Annotated in this window: 17 protein-coding genes and 2 tRNA genes; 7 read left to right on the top strand and 12 right to left on the bottom strand. The window is 64.5% G+C overall.

Translation table 11 applies throughout. The annotated features are described in order from the left end of the window. Positions 1-24 precede the first annotated feature (24 nt). Positions 25-2,229, top strand: a complete 2,205-nt coding sequence (locus NOF53_RS08840) for an RNA degradosome polyphosphate kinase (RefSeq protein ID WP_255967389.1) — start codon at positions 25-27, stop codon at positions 2,227-2,229. Between the two features lie 34 nt (positions 2,230-2,263). After that, positions 2,264-3,199: an NUDIX hydrolase gene (locus tag NOF53_RS08835; RefSeq protein WP_255967387.1), complete on the top strand. Its 936-nt coding sequence runs from the start codon at positions 2,264-2,266 to the stop codon at positions 3,197-3,199. Positions 3,200-3,300: 101 nt separating this feature from the next. On the opposite strand, the gene NOF53_RS08830 is transcribed toward NOF53_RS08835, so the two are convergent. The 3 genes from NOF53_RS08830 to leuC all read right to left on the bottom strand — a co-directional run bounded on the left by NOF53_RS08830 (position 3,301) and on the right by leuC (position 6,181). Then, positions 3,301-3,975, bottom strand: coding sequence for an HU family DNA-binding protein (locus NOF53_RS08830; protein ID WP_255967385.1), 675 nt, complete (start codon positions 3,973-3,975; stop codon positions 3,301-3,303). 157 nt (positions 3,976-4,132) lie between these two features. Then, positions 4,133-4,741 (bottom strand): 3-isopropylmalate dehydratase small subunit, encoded by a 609-nt coding sequence (leuD, locus tag NOF53_RS08825; protein WP_109331021.1) that lies wholly within the window; start codon positions 4,739-4,741, stop codon positions 4,133-4,135. 27 nt (positions 4,742-4,768) lie between these two features. Next, the gene (gene leuC, locus NOF53_RS08820) at positions 4,769-6,181 is read right to left on the bottom strand and encodes a 3-isopropylmalate dehydratase large subunit (RefSeq protein ID WP_255967383.1); all 1,413 of its coding nucleotides are present in this window, start codon (positions 6,179-6,181) and stop codon (positions 4,769-4,771) included. Between the two features lie 147 nt (positions 6,182-6,328). Here leuC and NOF53_RS08815 point away from each other — a divergent pair, with 147 nt between their 5' ends. From NOF53_RS08815 to NOF53_RS08805, 3 genes are all read left to right on the top strand, one after another. Next, positions 6,329-7,030: an IclR family transcriptional regulator gene (locus NOF53_RS08815; protein ID WP_255967381.1), complete on the top strand. Its 702-nt coding sequence runs from the start codon at positions 6,329-6,331 to the stop codon at positions 7,028-7,030. Between the two features lie 40 nt (positions 7,031-7,070). After that, the gene (locus NOF53_RS08810; protein WP_255967379.1) at positions 7,071-7,589 is read left to right on the top strand and encodes a pyridoxamine 5'-phosphate oxidase family protein; all 519 of its coding nucleotides are present in this window, start codon (positions 7,071-7,073) and stop codon (positions 7,587-7,589) included. Positions 7,590-7,670: 81 nt separating this feature from the next. Beyond that, positions 7,671-7,838: a DUF5302 domain-containing protein gene (locus NOF53_RS08805; RefSeq protein ID WP_255967377.1), complete on the top strand. Its 168-nt coding sequence runs from the start codon at positions 7,671-7,673 to the stop codon at positions 7,836-7,838. A gap of 58 nt (positions 7,839-7,896) precedes the next feature. Here NOF53_RS08805 and NOF53_RS08800 read toward each other — a convergent pair. The 4 genes from NOF53_RS08800 to NOF53_RS08785 all read right to left on the bottom strand — a co-directional run bounded on the left by NOF53_RS08800 (position 7,897) and on the right by NOF53_RS08785 (position 10,578). Next, positions 7,897-7,969: transfer RNA gene (locus NOF53_RS08800), tRNA-Glu, on the bottom strand. Positions 7,970-8,045: 76 nt separating this feature from the next. Beyond that, a tRNA-Gln gene (locus NOF53_RS08795) sits at positions 8,046-8,117 on the bottom strand. A gap of 139 nt (positions 8,118-8,256) precedes the next feature. Next, complete coding sequence (gene gltX / locus NOF53_RS08790) at positions 8,257-9,732, bottom strand: glutamate--tRNA ligase (RefSeq protein ID WP_255967375.1); 1,476 nt, start codon at positions 9,730-9,732, stop codon at positions 8,257-8,259. Positions 9,733-9,804: 72 nt separating this feature from the next. Next, on the bottom strand, positions 9,805-10,578 hold the full coding sequence (locus tag NOF53_RS08785) for a fumarylacetoacetate hydrolase family protein (RefSeq protein WP_255967373.1): 774 nt from the start codon (positions 10,576-10,578) through the stop codon (positions 9,805-9,807). A gap of 170 nt (positions 10,579-10,748) precedes the next feature. On the opposite strand from NOF53_RS08785, the gene NOF53_RS08780 reads away from it, so the two are divergent. Then, on the top strand, positions 10,749-11,921 hold the full coding sequence (locus tag NOF53_RS08780) for an MFS transporter (protein ID WP_255967711.1): 1,173 nt from the start codon (positions 10,749-10,751) through the stop codon (positions 11,919-11,921). Positions 11,922-11,936: 15 nt separating this feature from the next. Here NOF53_RS08780 and NOF53_RS08775 read toward each other — a convergent pair whose 3' ends face one another. The 5 genes from NOF53_RS08775 to NOF53_RS08755 form a co-directional block, all read right to left on the bottom strand. Further along, positions 11,937-12,947, bottom strand: coding sequence for a 3-isopropylmalate dehydrogenase (locus NOF53_RS08775; protein WP_255967371.1), 1,011 nt, complete (start codon positions 12,945-12,947; stop codon positions 11,937-11,939). 72 nt (positions 12,948-13,019) lie between these two features. After that, complete coding sequence (gene serA, locus NOF53_RS08770) at positions 13,020-14,615, bottom strand: phosphoglycerate dehydrogenase (RefSeq protein WP_255967369.1); 1,596 nt, start codon at positions 14,613-14,615, stop codon at positions 13,020-13,022. A gap of 224 nt (positions 14,616-14,839) precedes the next feature. Continuing rightward, positions 14,840-15,853: a ketol-acid reductoisomerase gene (gene ilvC, locus NOF53_RS08765; RefSeq protein ID WP_509908952.1), complete on the bottom strand. Its 1,014-nt coding sequence runs from the start codon at positions 15,851-15,853 to the stop codon at positions 14,840-14,842. Positions 15,854-15,892: 39 nt separating this feature from the next. Then, positions 15,893-16,396: an acetolactate synthase small subunit gene (ilvN, locus tag NOF53_RS08760; RefSeq protein ID WP_109331036.1), complete on the bottom strand. Its 504-nt coding sequence runs from the start codon at positions 16,394-16,396 to the stop codon at positions 15,893-15,895. Further along, positions 16,393-18,336 (bottom strand): acetolactate synthase large subunit, encoded by a 1,944-nt coding sequence (locus NOF53_RS08755; RefSeq protein WP_255967366.1) that lies wholly within the window; start codon positions 18,334-18,336, stop codon positions 16,393-16,395. The genes ilvN and NOF53_RS08755 overlap by 4 nt, the downstream gene beginning before the upstream one ends. A gap of 266 nt (positions 18,337-18,602) precedes the next feature. Here NOF53_RS08755 and NOF53_RS08750 point away from each other — a divergent pair, with 266 nt between their 5' ends. Beyond that, entirely contained in the window at positions 18,603-19,094 is a 492-nt protein-coding gene (locus tag NOF53_RS08750) for a PH domain-containing protein (RefSeq protein ID WP_255967707.1), read from the top strand. The last annotated feature ends 22 nt before the right edge of the window (positions 19,095-19,116 follow it).

Below are 19,116 nucleotides of genomic sequence, written 5' to 3'. Positions count from 1 at the left end.
GATTTCTCGAGGGATGATCGTGGGGTGAGTAATGGTGAAGCACTCGACCAGCAGACCGACGTCGACGACAAGAACGGAGCCCACGAGGGCGCCCTTGTGGTGAACTCCACGACTATCCCGATGGCACCTCCTGCGGCTACGAGCGTTCCCGCGAGCATCCTCACCGAAGGACTGCCCGAAGATCGTTATCTCAACCGCGAACTCAGTTGGCTCGATTTCAATTCGCGTGTTCTCGCGCTGGCCGAAGACACCTCGCTGCCCTTGCTCGAGCGTGCCAAGTTCCTCGCCATCTTCGCGTCGAACCTCGACGAGTTCTTCATGGTGCGGGTCGCAGGACTGAAGCGCCGGGACGAGACCGGTCTGTCCGTGCGCTCGGCAGACGGCCTGTCCCCCCGGGAACAACTCTCGCTCATCGCGACCCGCACCCAGGAAATTTCCGACAGACACGCTCGCGTGTTCCTCGACTCGGTACGTCCTGCGCTTGCTGCGGAAGGGATCTCCATCATCGGATGGTCCGATCTGACCGACGACGACCGTGTACGCCTGTCGGTGCATTTCCAGGAGCAAGTCTTCCCGGTGCTCACCCCCCTTGCCGTGGATCACGCGCACCCGTTCCCCTACATCAGTGGCCTCAGTCTCAACCTCGCGGTGACGGTGAAGGACGCGGCCACGGGCGGGGAACATTTTGCACGGGTCAAGGTTCCGGACAACGTGGGCCGGTTCGTCCGGGTCAACCGCAACGAGACACCGTCTTCGATCGATGCCTTCCTTCCCATGGAAGATCTCATCTCGGCCCACCTAGACGTGTTGTTCCCGGGCATGGAAATCGTGGAGCACCACGCTTTCCGCATCACGCGCAACGCTGATTTCGAGGTCGAAGAAGACCGCGACGAGGACCTTCTGCAGGCCCTGGAGCGGGAACTGGCCCGTCGGCGGTTCGGGTCACCGGTGCGACTCGAGGTCGCCGACGACATGACGGAGCACATGCTCGAATTGCTGTTGCGGGAACTCGACGTCGATCCGGGTGATGTCATTCAGGTTCCCGGACTCCTGGACCTCTCGTGCCTGTGGCAGGTGTACGCGGTCGATCGGCCGGTGCTCAAGGACCGGCCGTTCGTGCCTGCGACCCATCCGGCTTTCGGCGAGAGGGAGACACCCAAGAGTGTGTTCTCGACACTTCGCGACGGCGACGTGCTCGTTCATCATCCGTACGACTCCTTCTCCACGAGCGTGCAACGTTTCATCGAGCAGGCGGCGGCCGACCCTCAGGTCTTGGCGATCAAGCAGACCCTGTATCGGACGTCCGGCGACTCGCCCATCGTCAATGCACTGATCGCCGCCGCCGAGGCAGGTAAACAGGTTGTAGCCCTGGTCGAAATCAAGGCACGGTTCGACGAGCAGGCAAACATCAAGTGGGCCCGCAAACTCGAGCACGCCGGCGTCCATGTGGTGTACGGACTCGTCGGACTCAAGACGCACTGCAAGACTTGCCTCGTCGTCCGGCGTGAAGGTTCGGCGATCCGCCGGTACTGCCACATCGGTACCGGCAACTACAACCCGAAGACGGCCCGACTCTACGAAGACGTGGGCCTGCTGACCGCTGCCCCGGAGATCGGCGCTGATCTCACTGATCTGTTCAACTCGCTGACGGGCTATTCACGGAAAACGCACTACCGCAATCTCCTCGTCGCGCCTTACGGAGTCCGCCGGGGAATCATCGAGCGGATCGACGCCGAAGTGGCGTACAAATTACAGGGCCACGAAGCCGGAATCCGCATGAAGGCCAACGCCCTGGTCGACGAACAGGTCATCGACGCCCTCTACCGCGCATCCAAGGCCGGCGTTCCCGTGGAAATCGTCGTCCGCGGAATCTGCGCCCTCAAGCCAGGGGTTCCGGGGATGAGTGACAACATCGTGGTTCGTTCCATTCTCGGCCGATTCCTCGAACATTCCCGCATCTTCCATTTCCGCGGCGCCGACGAGTTCTGGATCGGCAGTGCCGACATGATGCACCGCAATCTCGACCGCCGTGTGGAAGTGATGGCGCAAGTGAAAGATCCCCGCCTCGCAGCGCAGATCGGTGAAATCTTCGATTCGTCTCTCGACCCCACGACCCGGTGCTGGGTGCTGCAGCCGGACGGACGGTGGGCCCCGGCGCCTGCGGACGGTGAGGATGTCCGCGAGCACCAGGAGGCGATGATGCGAACGCGGATGGGCAGCGGATCCTGAACGCGGCGACTGCGCGGCAGAAGGAAGGAATTCGTTGAGCACCTCAGATGGCAAACCGGTCAGAGCCAATATCTTCGCCGCCGGTGCAGTGTTGTGGCGGAAGTCTCCGGAGCAACCCGACGAGACCGAAATCGCGCTCGTTCACCGGCCCAAATATAAGGACTGGTCATTCCCGAAGGGAAAGCTCGATCCCGGTGAGACTGCGGTCGTTGCCGCGGTGCGCGAGGTGGAGGAAGAAACCGGTCTTCGGGGACGCTTGGGACGCCACCTCGGCGCAGTCACCTACCCCGTCCCCGGACACCGCCGATTGAAACGCGTCGAATACTGGGCTGCCGAAGCGAGGGACGGCGAATTCGAAGCCAATGACGAGGTAGACGAATTGCGCTGGCTGCCTGTCTTTCAGGTCGCCGACCAATTGTCGTATCCGATGGACCGCACGATTCTCCGCCGATTCACCGCCCTGCCACCCGACACCGCAACCGTGTTGCTGGTACGACACGCGAAGGCAGGGAGCCGGAAGCGGTACAAGGGGGACGACAACACCCGACCTCTCGACCCGACCGGCCACCTGCAGTCCGATGCACTCGTCACCCAACTCCGGGCCTTCGGCGCCACGGAGATCACTTCTGCGGATCGCACGAGGTGCACGCAGACCATGGAACCGTTGGCACGCTCACTGGACACCACGATCCGGGTGGAGCCTGTCCTGTCGGAAGAGAGTTACACGGCCGATCCGGCCGCCGCCCGTACCCTGGTGCGCAAAATCGCAGCACGCGGCGGAGTTCAGGTGATCTGCAGTCAGGGAGGGGTCATTCCTGATCTGCTCGGGTGGTGGGCGAAGTCCGACGGCGTCGCATTACCGCCAGCGCGCAATCGGAAAGCAAGCACGTGGGTGCTGTCCCTGTCGGGCGGCAGGCTCATCGCTGCCGACCACATCGATAGTCCCCTGCCACTGTCCCGTCAAGAATGAGCCACCCGGAGCGTCGCCTCGGGTAGCGAACGCACACAGGCGCCGACCACGAATTCGTGGTCGGCGCCTGCTGTCACGCGGAGCGCTACGTACGGGGGGTTCTACTTGCTGCGCTTGGCCGGCGCCTTCTTGGCGGCGGTCTTCTTCGCCGTCGTCTTTGCGGGCGCCTTCTTGGCGGCGGTCTTCCTCGCCGTCGTCTTGGCCGGTGCCTGCTTGGCGGCGGTCTTCTTCGCCGTCGTCTTGGCCGGTGCCTGCTTGGCGGCGGTCTTCTTCGCCGTCGTCTTTGCGGGCGCCTTCTTGGCGGCGGTCTTGGTCGCCGTCGTCTTTGCGGGCGCCTTCTTGGCGGCGGTCTTGGTCGCCGTCGTCTTTGCGGGCGCCTTCTTGGCGGCGGTCCTCTTGGCGGCAGCCGACTTCTTGGCGGCTGCCTTCTTGGCCGCAGCCTTGGTGGCGGTTGCCGACGCACCGCGCTTGACCGCGGGACCCGTGGCCGGAAGCTTCTGGCCGCCAGCAATAACCGCCTTGAACTGGGCGCCCGGGCGGAACGCCGGGACCGACGTGGGCTTGACCTTCACGGTCTCACCCGTACGGGGATTACGTGCCACACGGGCCGCACGGCGACGCTGCTCGAAAACGCCGAATCCGGTAATGGTCACACTGTCGCCGCGGTGCACTGCCCGAACAATGGTGTCCACAACATGCTCGACAGCTTCTGTTGCCGTGCGCCTGTCCGAACCCAGCTTCTCGGTCAGAACATCGATGAGCTCTGCCTTATTCATTGAAAATCCTCCGCGAACTAATGGCCCACCATTGGACCGACTACGAACTACGGTAAACCTGAATACCGCAGGAGTCTATGTGCCACGCCAATTCTCATACAACGCGGCACCGTTCTCAGGAAATTGTTATCTGGCGGAGAGGCTCGAAATCGCTCAGTCAGTCGGTCGAAACAGGCTCCGGAAGCGTCGTTGGTTTCCAAGAAGGCCTTGACTTTTCGAACTCAGAAATGGCTTCTACCTGCCGTAATGTCAATCCGATGTCGTCCAGACCCTCGATCAGACGCCAGCGGGTGTAGTCATCAATCTCGAAGGGCACCACAGTGGTTCCGGCCGTCACCGTTTTGTTTTCGAGATCGACGGTCAATTCGAGACCCGGCTGCTCGTCGAGCAACTTCCAGAGCAGTTCGACATCCGACTGGGCCACCTGAGCCGCGAGCAGACCGGCCTTGCCGGCGTTCCCGCGGAAGATGTCGGCGAACCGCGAAGCAATCACGACCCGAAAGCCGTAGTCGGATAGCGCCCACACCGCGTGCTCCCGGGACGACCCCGTGCCGAAGTCGGGACCGGCAACCAGAACGCTGCCCTTGTCGTACGGCGCGACGTTGAGAACGAAGCTGGGATCGCCCCGCCACGCGGCGAACAGACCGTCTTCGAAACCTGTGCGCGTCACTCGCTTCAGATAGACGGCGGGAATGATCTGGTCCGTGTCCACGTTGGATCGCCGCAGCGGAACGCCGATACCTTTGTGTGTGCTAAAGGATTCCATCGAAAAATCTCCTAAATTCCTTGAGGCCTAGGCCAGATCTGCCGGTGCGGACAGCGTTCCCCGGACCGCTGTCGCGGCGGCTACGAGCGGCGAGACCAGATGCGTGCGGCCTCCCTTGCCTTGACGGCCTTCGAAGTTCCGGTTGGACGTGGAGGCCGAACGTTCCCCCACCGCCAACTGATCCGGGTTCATTCCGAGGCACATGGAACAGCCGGCCTGACGCCATTCCGCACCCGCGGCGGTGAAAATTTCGCCGAGGCCTTCCTTTTCCGCCTGCGCGCGAACACGCATGGAACCCGGCACGACGAGCATGCGGACTCCCTCCGCGACATGGCGGCCACGCAGAACCTCGGCAACCGCCCGAAGATCCTCGATCCGGCCGTTGGTGCACGAGCCGACGAAGACGGTATCGATCGCGACCTCACGCAACGGGGTTCCGGCTTCGAGTCCCATGTAGGTCAACGCCTTCTCGGCAGCCTGCCGTTCGCTCTCGTCGGCGATGTCGGCCGGATCGGGAACGGTCTCACCGAGCGGCAAACCCTGCCCGGGGTTGGTGCCCCACGTCACGAACGGCGTCAGCGTGCTCGCGTCGATGTGGACCTCGTTGTCGAAAACCGCGCCCTCATCAGTCTTCAGCTGTTCCCACGCCGCCACGGCGGCGTCCCAGTCGGCGCCCTGCGGAGCGTGGGGACGGCCCTTGATGAATTCATACGTGGTCTCGTCGGGGGCGATCATCCCGGCGCGGGCACCCGCCTCGATCGACATGTTGCAGACGGTCATCCGCGCTTCCATCGACAGCTTCCGGATCGCTTCGCCGCGATATTCCAGAACGTAGCCCTGGCCGCCGCCGGTACCGATCTGCGCGATGACGGCGAGAATGAGGTCTTTACTCGTGACACCGTCGGGCAATTCGCCATCGACGGTGACGGCCATCGTCTTGAAGGGCCGCAGTGACAGCGTCTGGGTCGCCATGACGTGCTCGACCTCGCTCGTGCCGATACCCATGGCGAGTGCTCCGAATGCACCGTGCGTGGACGTGTGGCTGTCACCGCACACCACCGTCATGCCCGGCTGGGTGAGACCCAGCTGAGGGCCGACCACGTGCACGATGCCTTGATCGATGTTTCCCATCGGATGGAGACGGACACCGAACTCCTCGCAGTTGCGCCGGAGGGTGTCGACCTGAGTTCGGGAAATGGGATCGGCGATCGGCTTGTCGATGTCCACGGTGGGGACGTTGTGATCCTCGGTGGCGATCGTCAGATCCGGCCGGCGCAGGGGCCTGCCGGCGAGCCGCAATCCGTCGAACGCCTGCGGACTCGTCACTTCGTGAACGAGATGCAGGTCGATGTAGATGAGATCGGGATTGTTCCCCTCACCCCGAACGACGACATGGTCGTCCCACACCTTCTCTGCCAGGGTGCGTGCATTCTCCGCCATCTTCTCCACCTCTGCGTGTCACGTCGCACAGCGGGCTTCGGGCCGGTCCGCGGTGCGCTTGATGTCGTCAGTCTCTTCTCGGGCACGCACTCGACGGAAGCCGAAGGTGCGCTATGATCCCACCATGCGAGAAACTGGTATCGACCTATGAGACAGCATAGCGGCATCGGAGTGCTGGACAAAGCGGTAGGCGTGCTACATGCCGTGGCCGAGAAGCCCTGCAGCCTCACTGAACTGTGCTCGCGCACCGGACTGCCCCGCGCCACCGCACACAGGCTGGCCGTGGGTCTCGAAGTGCACCGCCTCCTCACCCGCGACACGGACGGGCTCTGGTGCCCCGGTCCCGGACTGGCCGAACTCGCTGCTACAGCCAATGATCCGCTCGTCTCGGCAGCCGCGCTCGTACTTCCTCGATTGCGCGAAATCACCGGAGAGAGCGTGCAGTTGTACCGCCGGGAAGGCACCCAACGCATCTGCGTGGCAGCGATGGAACCGCCGACCGGCCTGCGCGACACCGTCCTCGTCGGCGCACGGCTTCCGATGAGCGCGGGATCGGGCGCCAAGGTACTTCTCGCATGGGCGGATCCTCAGACGCAGCGTGCCATTCTCCCCGACGCGGCGTTCGGTGAACGCGTCCTCCTGGAAGTTCGCCGACGGGGCTGGGCGCAGAGCGCCGCCGAACGGGAACCGGGTGTCGCCAGTGTCGCCGCGCCCGTCCGCGACGGAAACGGTTCTGTCATTGCCGCCATCTCGGTGTCGGGACCCATCGACAGAATGGGCAGGCGTCCAGGCGCTCGCTGGGCGGCCGACCTCCTCGCCGCTGCGGAAGCGCTGCACAAGCGACTGTGAATATGCTCGGTCTCATCCGTAGCGCGACAGGAGAGACTTGATGGGCACCAATCAGCGAGCACACATCACGATGACGGATTCCGAAATTGCCGAGTTCGTCGACCGCAGTAGGGTTGCGACTCTCGCAACCCTCGGTGCCGACGGCAGACCGCACCTCGTGGCCATGTGGTATGCCGTGATCGACGGCGAAATCTGGTTCGAGACCAAGGCGAAGTCGCAGAAGGCCGTCAATCTGCGCCGCGACGACCGGGTGACGATCCTTATCGAGGACGGCGACACCTACGACACGCTTCGGGGTGTGTCGATCAACGGACGGGCCGACATCGTCGAAGAGCCGGACGCCCTGTTCGCCGTCGGAGTCAGCGTATGGGAGCGGTATACGGGCCCGTACTCCGACGAACTCCGTCCTGCGGTCGAGAAGATGATGCACAAGCGGATCGCCGTTCGCGTTGTTCCCGATCGCATCCGAAGCTGGGACCACGCAAAACTGGGCCTGCCGGCCATGCCGGTCGCCGGGACCACCGCTGCCTATCTCGACCAGGCCGCCCGCCGAAGCTGATGTGCTCGCGGAAAATAGCGGGCGTTCCGCACTCCCCCGGCGTAACTTCTCAGAGTGAACCATCTACCGAGGGAGTTCGCCGTGGCCGAAGCCAGTAACGAAGAAATCCGAAAGAAATTCCGTGAGGCACTCGAGCGGAAGAATCATCAGGCCGGAATGTCCACCGAGCACAAGGACGGCAATTCCAAAGTGCACAACGTCCACGGCCCGGCCGATCACAAACGCGAATTCCGCCGCAAGAGCGGATAAGCGAGCACCCGGACAGAAAGAGAAACACCCTCCAATGAATTGGAGGGTGTTTCTTTTGTAGCCCCGACGGGATTCGAACCCGCGCTACCGCCTTGAGAGGGCGGCGTCCTAGGCCGCTAGACGACGGGGCCAAGAACTTGGTCTTGCTCTGGAAGCTCAGCAAGCATAACTTGCTGAAGTTCGGTAACAAAATCGGCCGAACTTCCGCTGGGGTACCAGGACTCGAACCTAGAATGGCGGTACCAGAAACCGCTGTGTTGCCAATTACACCATACCCCAATGGCCTGTTCGCGACCGCCGAGCCAGGGGGCTCCGCGGCCCGCTCGGGCCGAAGAAGAGATTACCAGCCTAGTGGCGGGATATACCAAATCGCCTGGTCAACGACACTTTTTCTCCTCCTTCGGCCCTTCGGCGACTCTCAGTCGTCGATACTCGCGCGAGCGGAACGCAACCGGGACAGCGACACCTCACGCCCGAGCAGTTCCATCGACTCGTACAGCGGCGGGCTGATGTGCGAGCCCGTGATCCCGACACGGACGGGGGCGAACGCCTTACGCGGCTTCAGTCCCAGTCCGTCGACAAGCGAGGCCTTCAGCGTCTCCTCGAGAGAAGGCGCATCCCACACCGCGACCGCTTCCAGCGAGGCAATGGCGGCGTCGAGGACGGGCGCGGCATCGGTACCCAGGTTCTTTGCCGCAGCGGCGGGATCGATGGCGAAATCGGCTTCGTCCACGAACAGAAACTTCAGCAGCCCCCAGGCGTCGGACAGCACCACGATCCGCGTCTGGACCAGTTCTGCTGCCGTCGCGAAAACGGCCTCGTCGACCGTCTCCCCCAGATGTCCGTGCACCGTGAGGAAGGCGCGCAACCGAGCCACGAAGTCGGCGGGCTCGAGCAGCCGGATGTGCTCCGCGTTGATGGCGTCGGCCTTCTTCTGGTCGAACCGGGCGGGATTGGAATTGACCTTCGAGATGTCGAAGGCTGCCACCATCTCGTCCAGCGAGAACACGTCGTGATCGTCGGAAATGCCCCAGCCGAGGAGGGCGAGGTAGTTCAGCAGACCCTCGGGTACGAAACCGCGGTCGCGGTGAATGAAGAGATTCGATTCGGGATCCCGCTTGGACAGCTTCTTGTTGCCCTGCCCCATGACAAACGGAAGGTGGCCGAATTGCGGCGTGAAATCGGCCACACCGATGCGCTGCATGGCCTCGTAGAGCGCGAGCTGCCGGGGTGTCGAGGAGAGGAGATCTTCGCCACGCAGTACGTGGGTGATCTTCATCAGGGCGTCGTCGACCGGATTGACAAGGGTGTACAGGGGAATGCCGTTTCCGCGGGTGAGCGCGAAGTCGGGCACCGTACCGGCCTTGAACGTGGTCTCACCACGGACGAGGTCGACCCAGCCGAGGTCGTGATCGGGCATCCTCAGTCGAACGACGGGCTTGCGTCCCTCGTCGAGGTAGGCCTGGCGCTGCTCCGGGGTGAGATCGCGATCGAAGTTGTCGTATCCCAGCTTGGGATCGCGACCGGCGGCCTTGTGCCGCTCCTCGACCTCTTCCGGCGTCGAGAACGACTCGTACGCCTCACCCGCCGCCAGCAGCTTTTCGACCACCTCCAGGTGAAGTTCGCGTCGCTGAGACTGCCGGTACGGCTCGTACGGCCCACCCACCTCCGGGCCCTCGTCCCAACTCAATCCGAGCCAGCGCAGCGCATCCAGGATCGCCTGGTACGACTCCTCACTGTCACGGGCAGCATCGGTGTCTTCGATGCGGAACACGAAAGACCCGCCGTTGTGGCGGGCGAACGCCCAGTTGAACAGGGCGGTGCGGACGAGCCCCACATGCGGGGTTCCGGTGGGCGACGGGCAGAAACGGACGCGAACTTCGCTTGTGGTCATGGCTCACTTGGGTCGACGCTGGGAAACGGACCTCTACAGGCTAGTCCGCTCCCGGGTGCGACACGAGAGCCGTCAGCGCTTGGCAGTCACCGGATTCGTGAGAGTCCCGATACCACCGATGGTCACACTGACGCGCTGGCCCTCGACGATCGGCCCGACGCCTTCCGGCGTACCCGTGAGAATCACATCTCCCGGGAGGAGAGTCATGACGGCCGACACCCACTCGATGATCTTCGGAATGTCATGGAGCAGAAGCGAAGTATTACTGCTCTGCTTCACTTCCCCGTCCACCTCGGTCTTGATGTCGACGTCCGACGCATCCAGCTGCGTTTCGATCCAGGGCCCGAGGGGACAAAAGGTGTCGTGCCCCTTCGCTCGCGTCCATTGCACGTCCTGGCGCTGATGATCACGCGCCGACACGTCGTTGGCGGCCGTATAGCCGAGCACGACGTCGAGGGCCTTGGCCGCCGGGACGTCCTTGCACGGCCGGCCGATGACCACGGCCAACTCGCCCTCGTAATGAACCTCGTTCGAGGATTTCGGGAGGACGATCGCCGCGTCCGGGCCCACGATGGAGGTATTGGGCTTGAGGAAGATCACCGGGTCCGCGGGCGCCTCCCCACCCATCTCCGCGGCGTGGGCGGCGTAGTTCTTGCCGACACAGATCACTTTGCTGGCGAGGATGGGGGCGAGCAGTCGGACATCATCCAGTGGCCAACTGCGACCGGTGAAAGTCGGGGTGCCGAAGGGATGCTCGGCGATCTCCCGCGCCCTCAGCGAGGCGTCCTCCCCTTCGATACTCACGAACGCAACACCATCGGGACTTGCCACTCGACCAAGACGCATGCCGGAGAGTCTATCCGCCCGGTATCCGGGACGCCCCCGGCAATCGCGCCCGGCACGGTATAGACTCCGATAGTTCGCCAATATATGGGACCATCATCCTAGATACTGAGATTGCTTTGATTGTAACGAACGACCGAAACACCGCCGTCGGATCGGCCCGCAAGTGGTGGATGCTCGCACTCGGCATGTTTGCGCAAGCGGCACAGGCGGTCTTCGTCAACGGCGTCGCCTTTCTCATCCCGGAATTACAGGCCAATCACGGCCTGAGTCTCGCCCGCACCGGACTACTCGTCGCTGCGCCTACCGTCGGCGTGATGCTGACCCTGATCGCGTGGGGTGCGCTGGCCGACCGGTACGGCGAACGCACCGTACTGGCCATCGGAATGGCCGCGACTGCGGTAGCCGGGCTGGGCGCCGCAACATCCGGATCACTCACCGCCACCGGTGTGTTTCTCGTACTCGGCGGTATGGCTGCGGCCTCCGCGAACGCTGCGAGTGGACGCGTCGTGGTCGGCTGGTTCCCGCCCGAACGCCGGGGACTCGCCATGGGGATCAGGCAGATGTCCCTCCCCCTCGGGATCGCCTGCGCAGCGCTGACCATGCCCTCCCTCGCGCACGCACACGGAATCGGCTGGGCTCTGGCCCTACCGGGCGCACTTTGTGCGGCCGCCGCGCTCGCCTGCGCCGTCGGAGTCGTCGACCCGCCACGACCGAGTCGCACCTCGGCCGCAGGACTCGAGATGCTGGCAAATCCCTATCGGAACAACAGCACTCTGTGGCGCATTCACGCCGTATCCGTTCTGCTCGTCGTCCCGCAATACACGGTATGGACCTTCGCCCTCGTCTGGCTCATCTCCGAGAGGCACTGGGAGGCAACGACTGCAGGCATACTCGTGACTATCGCACAGGTTCTCGGCGCGTTCGGACGGATGGCAGTCGGGTTCTGGTCGGACGCCGTGGGTAGTCGATTGCGCCCGCTTCGCTGGGTCGCCGCATTCGGCGGACTGTCGATGGCGGCGCTCGCCGTGTCGGATTCGGCCCCATCCTTCCTGGCGATACCGGCGCTCCTCGCCGCATCCATTGCCACGGTCGCACCCAACGGCCTCGCATTCACCGCCGTCGCCGAGATCGCCGGTCCGTTCTGGGGCGGACGCGCACTCGGAGTCCAGAACACCGGGCAATTCGTCGCTGCGTCGATAGTCCCGCCCGCCTTCGGCGCGCTGATCGGAATCCTCGGCTTCCCGCTGACTTTCGCCATCGCGGCGGCCCTTCCGATGGTCTCCATACCGATGATCCCCGTGGCCGGGTCCGGGGACCCGGCCACGGGGACCGGAAAAGACTAGAGCCGCACCGCGCCCCTAGAGAGCGGCGACAATCCGGTCGCCTACCTCTTCGGTCACCACCGCAGCATCACCCCGCGACGCCAGATCGGCTTCGACGGCAGCCTCGATACGGGCCGCATCCTCGTCACGCCCGACATGGCGCAGCAGCAAGGCCGCCGAGAGAATGGCCGCCGTGGGATCCGCGATGCCACGGCCGGCGATGTCCGGGGCACTACCGTGAACCGGTTCGAACATCGAGGGATTGGTGCCGGACGCATCGATGTTGCCCGACGCCGCCAGGCCGATACCACCGGTCACCGCACCCGCCAGATCGGTGATGATGTCGCCGAACAGGTTGTCCGTGACGATGACATCGAACCGCGACGGATCGGTCACCATGTAGATGGTGGCCGCGTCGATGTGGCAGTAGGCCGTCTCCACGTCCGGGTACTCGGCCGACACCGTCTCCACAGCACGCGTCCAGATCGCACCGGCGTTGGAGAGGACGTTCGTCTTGTGGATCAGGGTGAGGTGCTTACTCCGAGTCTGCGCGAGCGCGAAGGCGTAGCGCACCACCCGCTCCGCCCCGAACCAAGTATTGATCGACACCTCGGTGGCGATCTCGTGAGGAGTGCCGACGCGGATCGCGCCGCCGTTGCCCGTGTACGGGCCTTCGGTCCCTTCGCGTACCACTACGAAATCGATGTCCGGTTGCGCCGCGAGCGGCGACTTCGTTCCCGGATACAGCTGGGAGGGGCGAAGATTCACATGGTGGTCGAGCGCGAACCGCATGGTGAGCAGGAGTCCTCGCTCGAGGATTCCCGGTGTCACCGACGGATCACCGATGGCACCCAGCAGAATCGCGTCATGGGTGCGGATCGCCGCCAGATCAGCGTCCGGCAGCAGTTCACCGGTGGCGTTGTATCGACGGGCGCCGAGGTCGTACTCGGTGGTCTCCAGGTCGGGTACGAGCTTCCGCAGCACCTTCAGCGCCTCGGCAGTGACCTCGACACCGATTCCGTCACCGGGAATGACCGCAAGCTTCATGAACGCCTCACTTCATCAGAGAGCTGTGCGCGTGTTCCGGCACGAGGTGCCGGAACACGCGCACAAAGGATTTCAGGCCAGGTCGACGAGTTCGATCTTGGTGGCGCCCACCGCGGTGGAGATCGCATCGCGCACGTCGGCAGGGACCTCGCGGTCGACACGGAGGAGGATGGTCGCACCCTCGCCCTCGGCGTCCTGGCTGAGCTGCGCGGCCTGGATGTCGATGCCGGCATTGCCCAGCTGGGTGCCGATCTTACCCAGCGCGCCCGGCTGATCGGTGTAGTTGATCACCAGGTTGAGGCCTTCGGCGCGCAGTTCGAAGTTGCGTCCGTTGATGTTGACGATCTTCTCGACCTGCTGCGGGCCGGTCAGCGTACCCGACACGTTGATGACGCTGCCGTCGCCGAAAACGCCGCGGAGGTCCACGACGCTACGGTGGTTGGGGCTTTCGGCTGCCTTCGTGACCTCGGCCGTCACGCCGCGCTCTTCCGCGAGGGCAGGCGCGTTGACGAACGTCACGGCGTCCTCGATCACCGCCGAGAACACCCCGCGCAGAGCCGAGAGGGCGAGCACGTCGACATTCTCCGACGCGAGCTCACCGCGCACATCGACCGAGAGGTTGACGGGCACCTCGCCCGACAGTGCTCCGAGGAGCACACCCTGCTTGCGCACGATTTCGAGCCACGGGGCAACTTCCTCACCCACGGCGCCCCCGGACACGTTGACGGCGTCGGGAACGAAATCGCCTGCGAGAGCGAGAAGTACAGACTTCGCAACGTCTGTGCCCGCGCGGTCCTGGGCCTCACTCGTGGACGCGCCGAGGTGCGGCGTCACGACGACCTCGGGGAGGTCGAACAACGGGCTGTCCGTGCAGGGCTCGGTTTCGAACACGTCGAGGCCCGCGGCACGCACGTGACCCGACTTGATGGCCTCGGCCAGGGCAGCTTCGTCGATCAGACCACCGCGGGCGGCGTTGACGATGACGACACCCTTCTTGGTCTTGGCCAGGTTCTCCGTACCGAGCAGACCCTTGGTCTCAGGAGTCTTCGGGAGATGGACGGAGATCAGGTCGGCCCGCCCCAGCAACTCGTCGAGCGAGACGAGCTCGATGCCCAGCTGGGCGGCACGGGCGGCCGATACGTAGGGGTCGTAGGCGATGACATGGGTCTCGAATGCCGCGAGACGCTGCGCGAACAGCTGACCGATGCGGCCGAGACCTACGACGCCGACGGTCTTGCCGAAGATCTCGACACCGTTGAACTTACTGCGCTTCCACTCGCGGTCGCGCAAGGTGGCGTCGGCTGCGGGGATCTGGCGGGCGGTGGCGAGCATCAGCGCGACGGCGTGCTCGGCCGCAGTGTGAATGTTCGACGTCGGGGCGTTGACGACCATGACACCGCGCTCCGTCGCAGCCGGCACGTCGACATTGTCGAGGCCGACGCCGGCGCGGGCGACGATCTTCAGCTTGGTGCCTGCGGCGAGAACCTCGGCGTCGACGGTGGTGGCAGAGCGGACGAGGATCGCGTCGGCCTCGGGCACAGCCGCGAGCAGGGCCGGGCGATCAGGTCCGTCGACCCAACGCACCTCCACACCGTCGCCCAATGCCTCGACGGTGGACGGCGCGAGCTTGTCGGCGATCAGAACAACAGGACGGCCTGGCTGGCTCACGTGCAAACTCCCTGATTAGGTGGGTGTGGAGGTGTTTTAACCACACACAGCTTAGTCCGCCCTCACCGGGAATCCGCATCCCGGTAGGCGATACCACATAGTGGACGCCCGCGACAGTGGAAACGGACCGACACATCGCCGGCCCAATGTCACATCCGGGTGCTCTGACGAGACCGAGGTGACATTGGGCCGGCGATGTTCGCGGAACGGTAAAGCGGTGAAACCTAGGCGGTTTCGGTGATCGGCCGGTCGACCCAGCTCATCAGGTCGCGCAGCTTCTTGCCGGTGACCTCGATGGGGTGCTCGGCGTTCGCCTTGCGCAGGCCCTCGAGCTCGGTGTTGCCGTTCTCGACATTGGCGACGAGGCGTCGGGTGAACTCACCCGACTGGATGTCGGCGAGGATCGCCTTCATGCGCTCCTTGGTGCCGGCATCGATGACGCGCGGGCCGGAAAGGTAGCCGCCGAACTCCGCGGTGTCGGACACCGAGTAGTTCATCCGGGCGATGCCACCCTCGTACATGAGGTCGACGATGAGCTTGAGCTCGTGCAGCACCTCGAAGTACGCCATCTCGGGCGCGTAGCCGGCCTCGACCATGACCTCGAAACCGGTCTTGACCAGTTCCTCGGTACCACCGCAGAGCACTGCCTGCTCGCCGAAGAGGTCGGTCTCGGTCTCTTCCTTGAACGTGGTCTTGATGACGCCGGCGCGGGTGCCGCCGATGCCCTTGGCGTAGGACAGCGCGAGCGCCTGACCTTCACCCTTGGGGTCCTGGTCGATCGCGATGAGCGCGGGAACACCCTTGCCGTCGACGAACTGACGACGAACCAGGTGGCCGGGGCCCTTGGGGGCGACCATGCCGACGGTGACGAACTCCGGGGCCTTGATCAGATCGAAGTGGATGTTGAGTCCGTGTCCGAAGAACAGCGCGTCGCCGTCCTTCAGGTTGGGCTCGATGTCATTCGTGAAAATCGACGCCTGCGCGGTGTCGGGTGCGAGCACCATGATCACGTCGGCCCACCCGGAGACCTCGGCCGGCGTGCCGACCGTCAGGCCCTGCTCCTCGGCCTTCGCGCGGGACTTCGAGCCCTCCTTCAGGCCGATTCGGACATCGACGCCCGAATCGCGCAGGCTCAGCGAGTGCGCGTGGCCCTGGCTTCCGTAACCGATCACAGCGACCTTACGGCCCTGGATGATGGACAGATCGGCATCGTCGTCGTAGAACATCTCGACTGCCACAGTTCAACCTCTTTCTTGGAATTTGCGTATCTAAAAGTACTAGCGAGTGGCCGTGATGGACTTCGGCCCCCGTCCCACGGCCACGACCCCGGACTGCACGATCTCCCGGATGCCGTACGGATCGAGCATCCGCAACAGCGCATCCAGTTTGGATCGCGTTCCTGTCGCCTCGATCGTGACCGACTCCGGGGAGACGTCGATCACCTTGGCGCGGAACAGATTTACCGTTTCGATCACCTGGGTGCGCACGCTGGCGTCAGCGCGCACCTTGATGAGCAGCAACTCGCGGGCGACAGAGGCGTCACCGTCCTGCTCGACGATCTTGATGACGTTGATCAGCTTGTTGAGCTGCTTCGTCACCTGCTCCAGCGGGAACTCATCGACGGTCACGACGATGGTCATACGCGAGATCTCGGGGATCTCGGTGCCGCCGACGGCGAGCGACTCGATGTTGAACCCACGACGGGAGAACAGCGCGGCCACCCTGGCCAGCACGCCCGGCTTGTCCTCGACGAGAACACTGAGGGTGTGGCTGGTGCTCACTGATCTTCCTCCCCGGCCGCTGCGGCCGTGCCCGAACGCTGCTCGCGCTCCATGGCCTCGTGAATGACGGCCGGCTCGGCGGCCGCCTCGTCGTCGTCGAACAGCGGACGGATGCCCCGCGCCGCCATGATCTCGTCGTTGCTCGTGCCCGCCGCTACCATCGGCCACACCTGGGCGTCGGCGCCGACAATGAAGTCGATCACCACAGGCTTGTCGTTGATGGACTGCGCCTCGCGGATCGCCGCCTCGACATCCTCTTCTCGCTCGACACGAATGCCGTGGCAGCCCAATGCCTCCGCCAGCTTGACGAAATCGGGGATGCGAATCGCGCCGTGCGTGCCGAGGTTGGTGTTCGAGTAGCGCTCGTCGTAGAAAAGCGTCTGCCACTGGCGCACCATGCCGAGGTTTCCGTTGTTGATGAGCGCAACCTTGATCGGGATGCCCTCGAGCGCGCAGGTGGCGAGTTCCTGATTGGTCATCTGGAAGCAGCCGTCACCGTCGATCGCCCACACCTCGGTGTCAGGCATACCCATCTTCGCGCCCATGGCGGCAGGCACGGCATAGCCCATCGTGCCGAGACCGCCGGAGTTCAGCCAGGTGCGCGGCTTCTCGTAGTTGACGAACTGTGCGGCCCACATCTGGTGCTGTCCGACGCCGGCGCAGTAGATCGCGTCGGGACCGGCGAGCTTGCCGACCGACTGGATCACGTACTCCGGGGACAGCGCGCCGTCGGAGGGACGGTCGTAGCTGAGGGGATACGTGCGACGGATTCCGTCGAGGTACGCCCACCACTCGGTGAGGTCCAGCGTGGTTCCGGTGGCCAGGTCCGCCTTGATCGCCTCGATCAGTTCGACGATGACCTCTTTGCAGTCGCCGACGATCGGGACGTCCGCGTACCGGTTCTTGCCGATCTCCGCCGGGTCGATGTCGGCGTGGATGACCTTGGCGTCGGGGGCGAACGAATCGAGCTGGCCGGTGACGCGGTCGTCGAACCGCGCGCCCAGGGTGATCAGGAGATCACTGCGCTGCAAGGCGGCCACGGCCGCAACCGTGCCGTGCATTCCGGGCATGCCGCAGTTCAGCGTATGGCTGTCCGGGAACGCACCGCGCGCCATGAGTGTGGTGACGACCGGGATACCGGTCAGCTCGGCGAGCTCGAGCAGCTCGGGTGAGGACTCCGACTTGATCACACCGCCACCGACATACAGCACGGGCTGCTTCGCGTCCGCGATCAGGCGGGCGGCCTCGCGGACCTGCTTACCGTGCGGCTTGGTGACCGGACGGTAGCCCGGCAACCGCATCTCCGGCGGCCACGAGAACGTGGTCTGCGCCTGCAGGACGTCCTTCGGGATGTCGACGAGCACCGCACCCGGACGCCCACTCGACGCGAGGTAGAACGCCTCCGCGATGATCCGCGGGATGTCCACCCCGTCTGTGATGAGGAAGTTGTGCTTGGTGATCGGCATGGTGATGCCGGAGATGTCAGCTTCCTGAAACGCGTCGGTCCCGATCAGACTGCGGCCCACCTGGCCCGTGATCGCGACGACCGGAACGGAGTCCATCTGCGCGTCGGCCAGCGGCGTAACCAGGTTGGTGGCACCCGGGCCGGAGGTCGCCATGCAAACCCCGACCTTGCCGGTCGCCTGGGCGTACCCGGTCGCGGCGTGGCCTGCGCCCTGCTCGTGACGAACGAGGACGTGCCGGACCTTCTTCGAGTCGAAGAGGGGATCATAGACAGGCAGAACTGCACCACCCGGAATACCGAATACCGTGTCGACCTCGAGCTCCTCGAGGGCTCGGACCACGGACTGGGCGCCGCTGACCCGCTCGGGGGCGAGTTGGCGGCGGCTACCGGTCTGCGTCGCGGCGGCCGCGGTCGTCGGGCTGGCAGCCCCCGACTTGCGCGGCGTGGGTTGAGGCCGTGCGGTTGGTGCGCTCACTGGGAAATCCTCTGATTCTGGCTCCGGGCAACAAAAAACCCCCGTCAGCGAATGCTGTACGAGGGTGGCGCGTCGTTTCTGGCGAGTTGAAGAAATCGACTCAGGCGACGACGCGCCGGCCGATTACGAGCAACTCATTCTGTTTCACGCGCTCGACGGTAGGCGCGCTAATGCTGAACAGTCAACTTGGTGAGTCGGCCGTCCCAGAATATGAGATACGTCGGCTGCGGTGCGAAGATGTAGAGGTGTCAACTCCGCAGCAGCCCGTGCCACCAGAGTCATCATCCCACACGACCGACATCCCCAAGCAGGTCATCCGAATTTCGCCACTCGCCTACATCGGGTGCGCATTCCTGCTCTTCGCCGTGTCGTTCCCCATTTTCGGGTGGCCGGCCGCCTTCGGCTGGCTCCTCCTGGCCCCGATTCTCGCCGCGGCGTGGGTCGCCCGGGTTCGAACCACCGTCACCCCCGACGGACTTCACGTGCGAAGACTGGTCGGCGGACGGGCCCTCGCCTGGTCGGAGATCACCGGATTCCGCTTCCCGAAACGCGGATGGGCGCGGGCCACACTGACCGACGGCGGCGAGGTGGCCCTCCCCGTCGTCACCTTCGATCGGCTTCCCCAGCTCGCCGCCGCGAGCGGTGGACGAATTACCGATCCCTACGCGGCAGCAGCCGCGGACGCGGAGCAGGCGCCCGATCCTGCCTCCGACGGTGAACACCCGGACAAGCACCAGCCGAGCACAGACGACGAATAACGCGCGAGTAGCGTTGATCAGT

Source organism: Rhodococcus tibetensis (genome assembly GCF_024438035.1).
GTDB classification, from domain to species: Bacteria; Actinomycetota; Actinomycetes; order Mycobacteriales; family Mycobacteriaceae; genus Rhodococcus_F; species Rhodococcus_F tibetensis.
The sequence above is the reverse complement of the archived record's forward strand: the minus strand, read 5'-3'. Positions and strand labels throughout refer to the sequence as shown.

Bases quoted from the DNA above. Each gene is read 5' to 3' on its own strand.
- leuC (WP_255967383.1), bottom strand. From the start codon at position 6,181: ATGGCGGAGAATGCACGCACCCTGGCAGAGAAGGTGTGGGACGACCAT.
- gltX (WP_255967375.1), bottom strand. From the start codon at position 9,732: ATGACCACAAGCGAAGTTCGCGTCCGTTTCTGCCCGTCGCCCACCGGA.
- NOF53_RS08810 (WP_255967379.1), top strand. From the start codon at position 7,071: ATGGGCACCAATCAGCGAGCACACATCACGATGACGGATTCCGAAATT.
- NOF53_RS08780 (WP_255967711.1), top strand. From the start codon at position 10,749: ATGCTCGCACTCGGCATGTTTGCGCAAGCGGCACAGGCGGTCTTCGTC.
- NOF53_RS08775 (WP_255967371.1), bottom strand. From the start codon at position 12,947: ATGAAGCTTGCGGTCATTCCCGGTGACGGAATCGGTGTCGAGGTCACT.
- NOF53_RS08815 (WP_255967381.1), top strand. From the start codon at position 6,329: ATGAGACAGCATAGCGGCATCGGAGTGCTGGACAAAGCGGTAGGCGTG.
- NOF53_RS08785 (WP_255967373.1), bottom strand. From the start codon at position 10,578: ATGCGTCTTGGTCGAGTGGCAAGTCCCGATGGTGTTGCGTTCGTGAGT.
- leuD (WP_109331021.1), bottom strand. From the start codon at position 4,741: ATGGAATCCTTTAGCACACACAAAGGTATCGGCGTTCCGCTGCGGCGA.
- NOF53_RS08830 (WP_255967385.1), bottom strand. From the start codon at position 3,975: ATGAATAAGGCAGAGCTCATCGATGTTCTGACCGAGAAGCTGGGTTCG.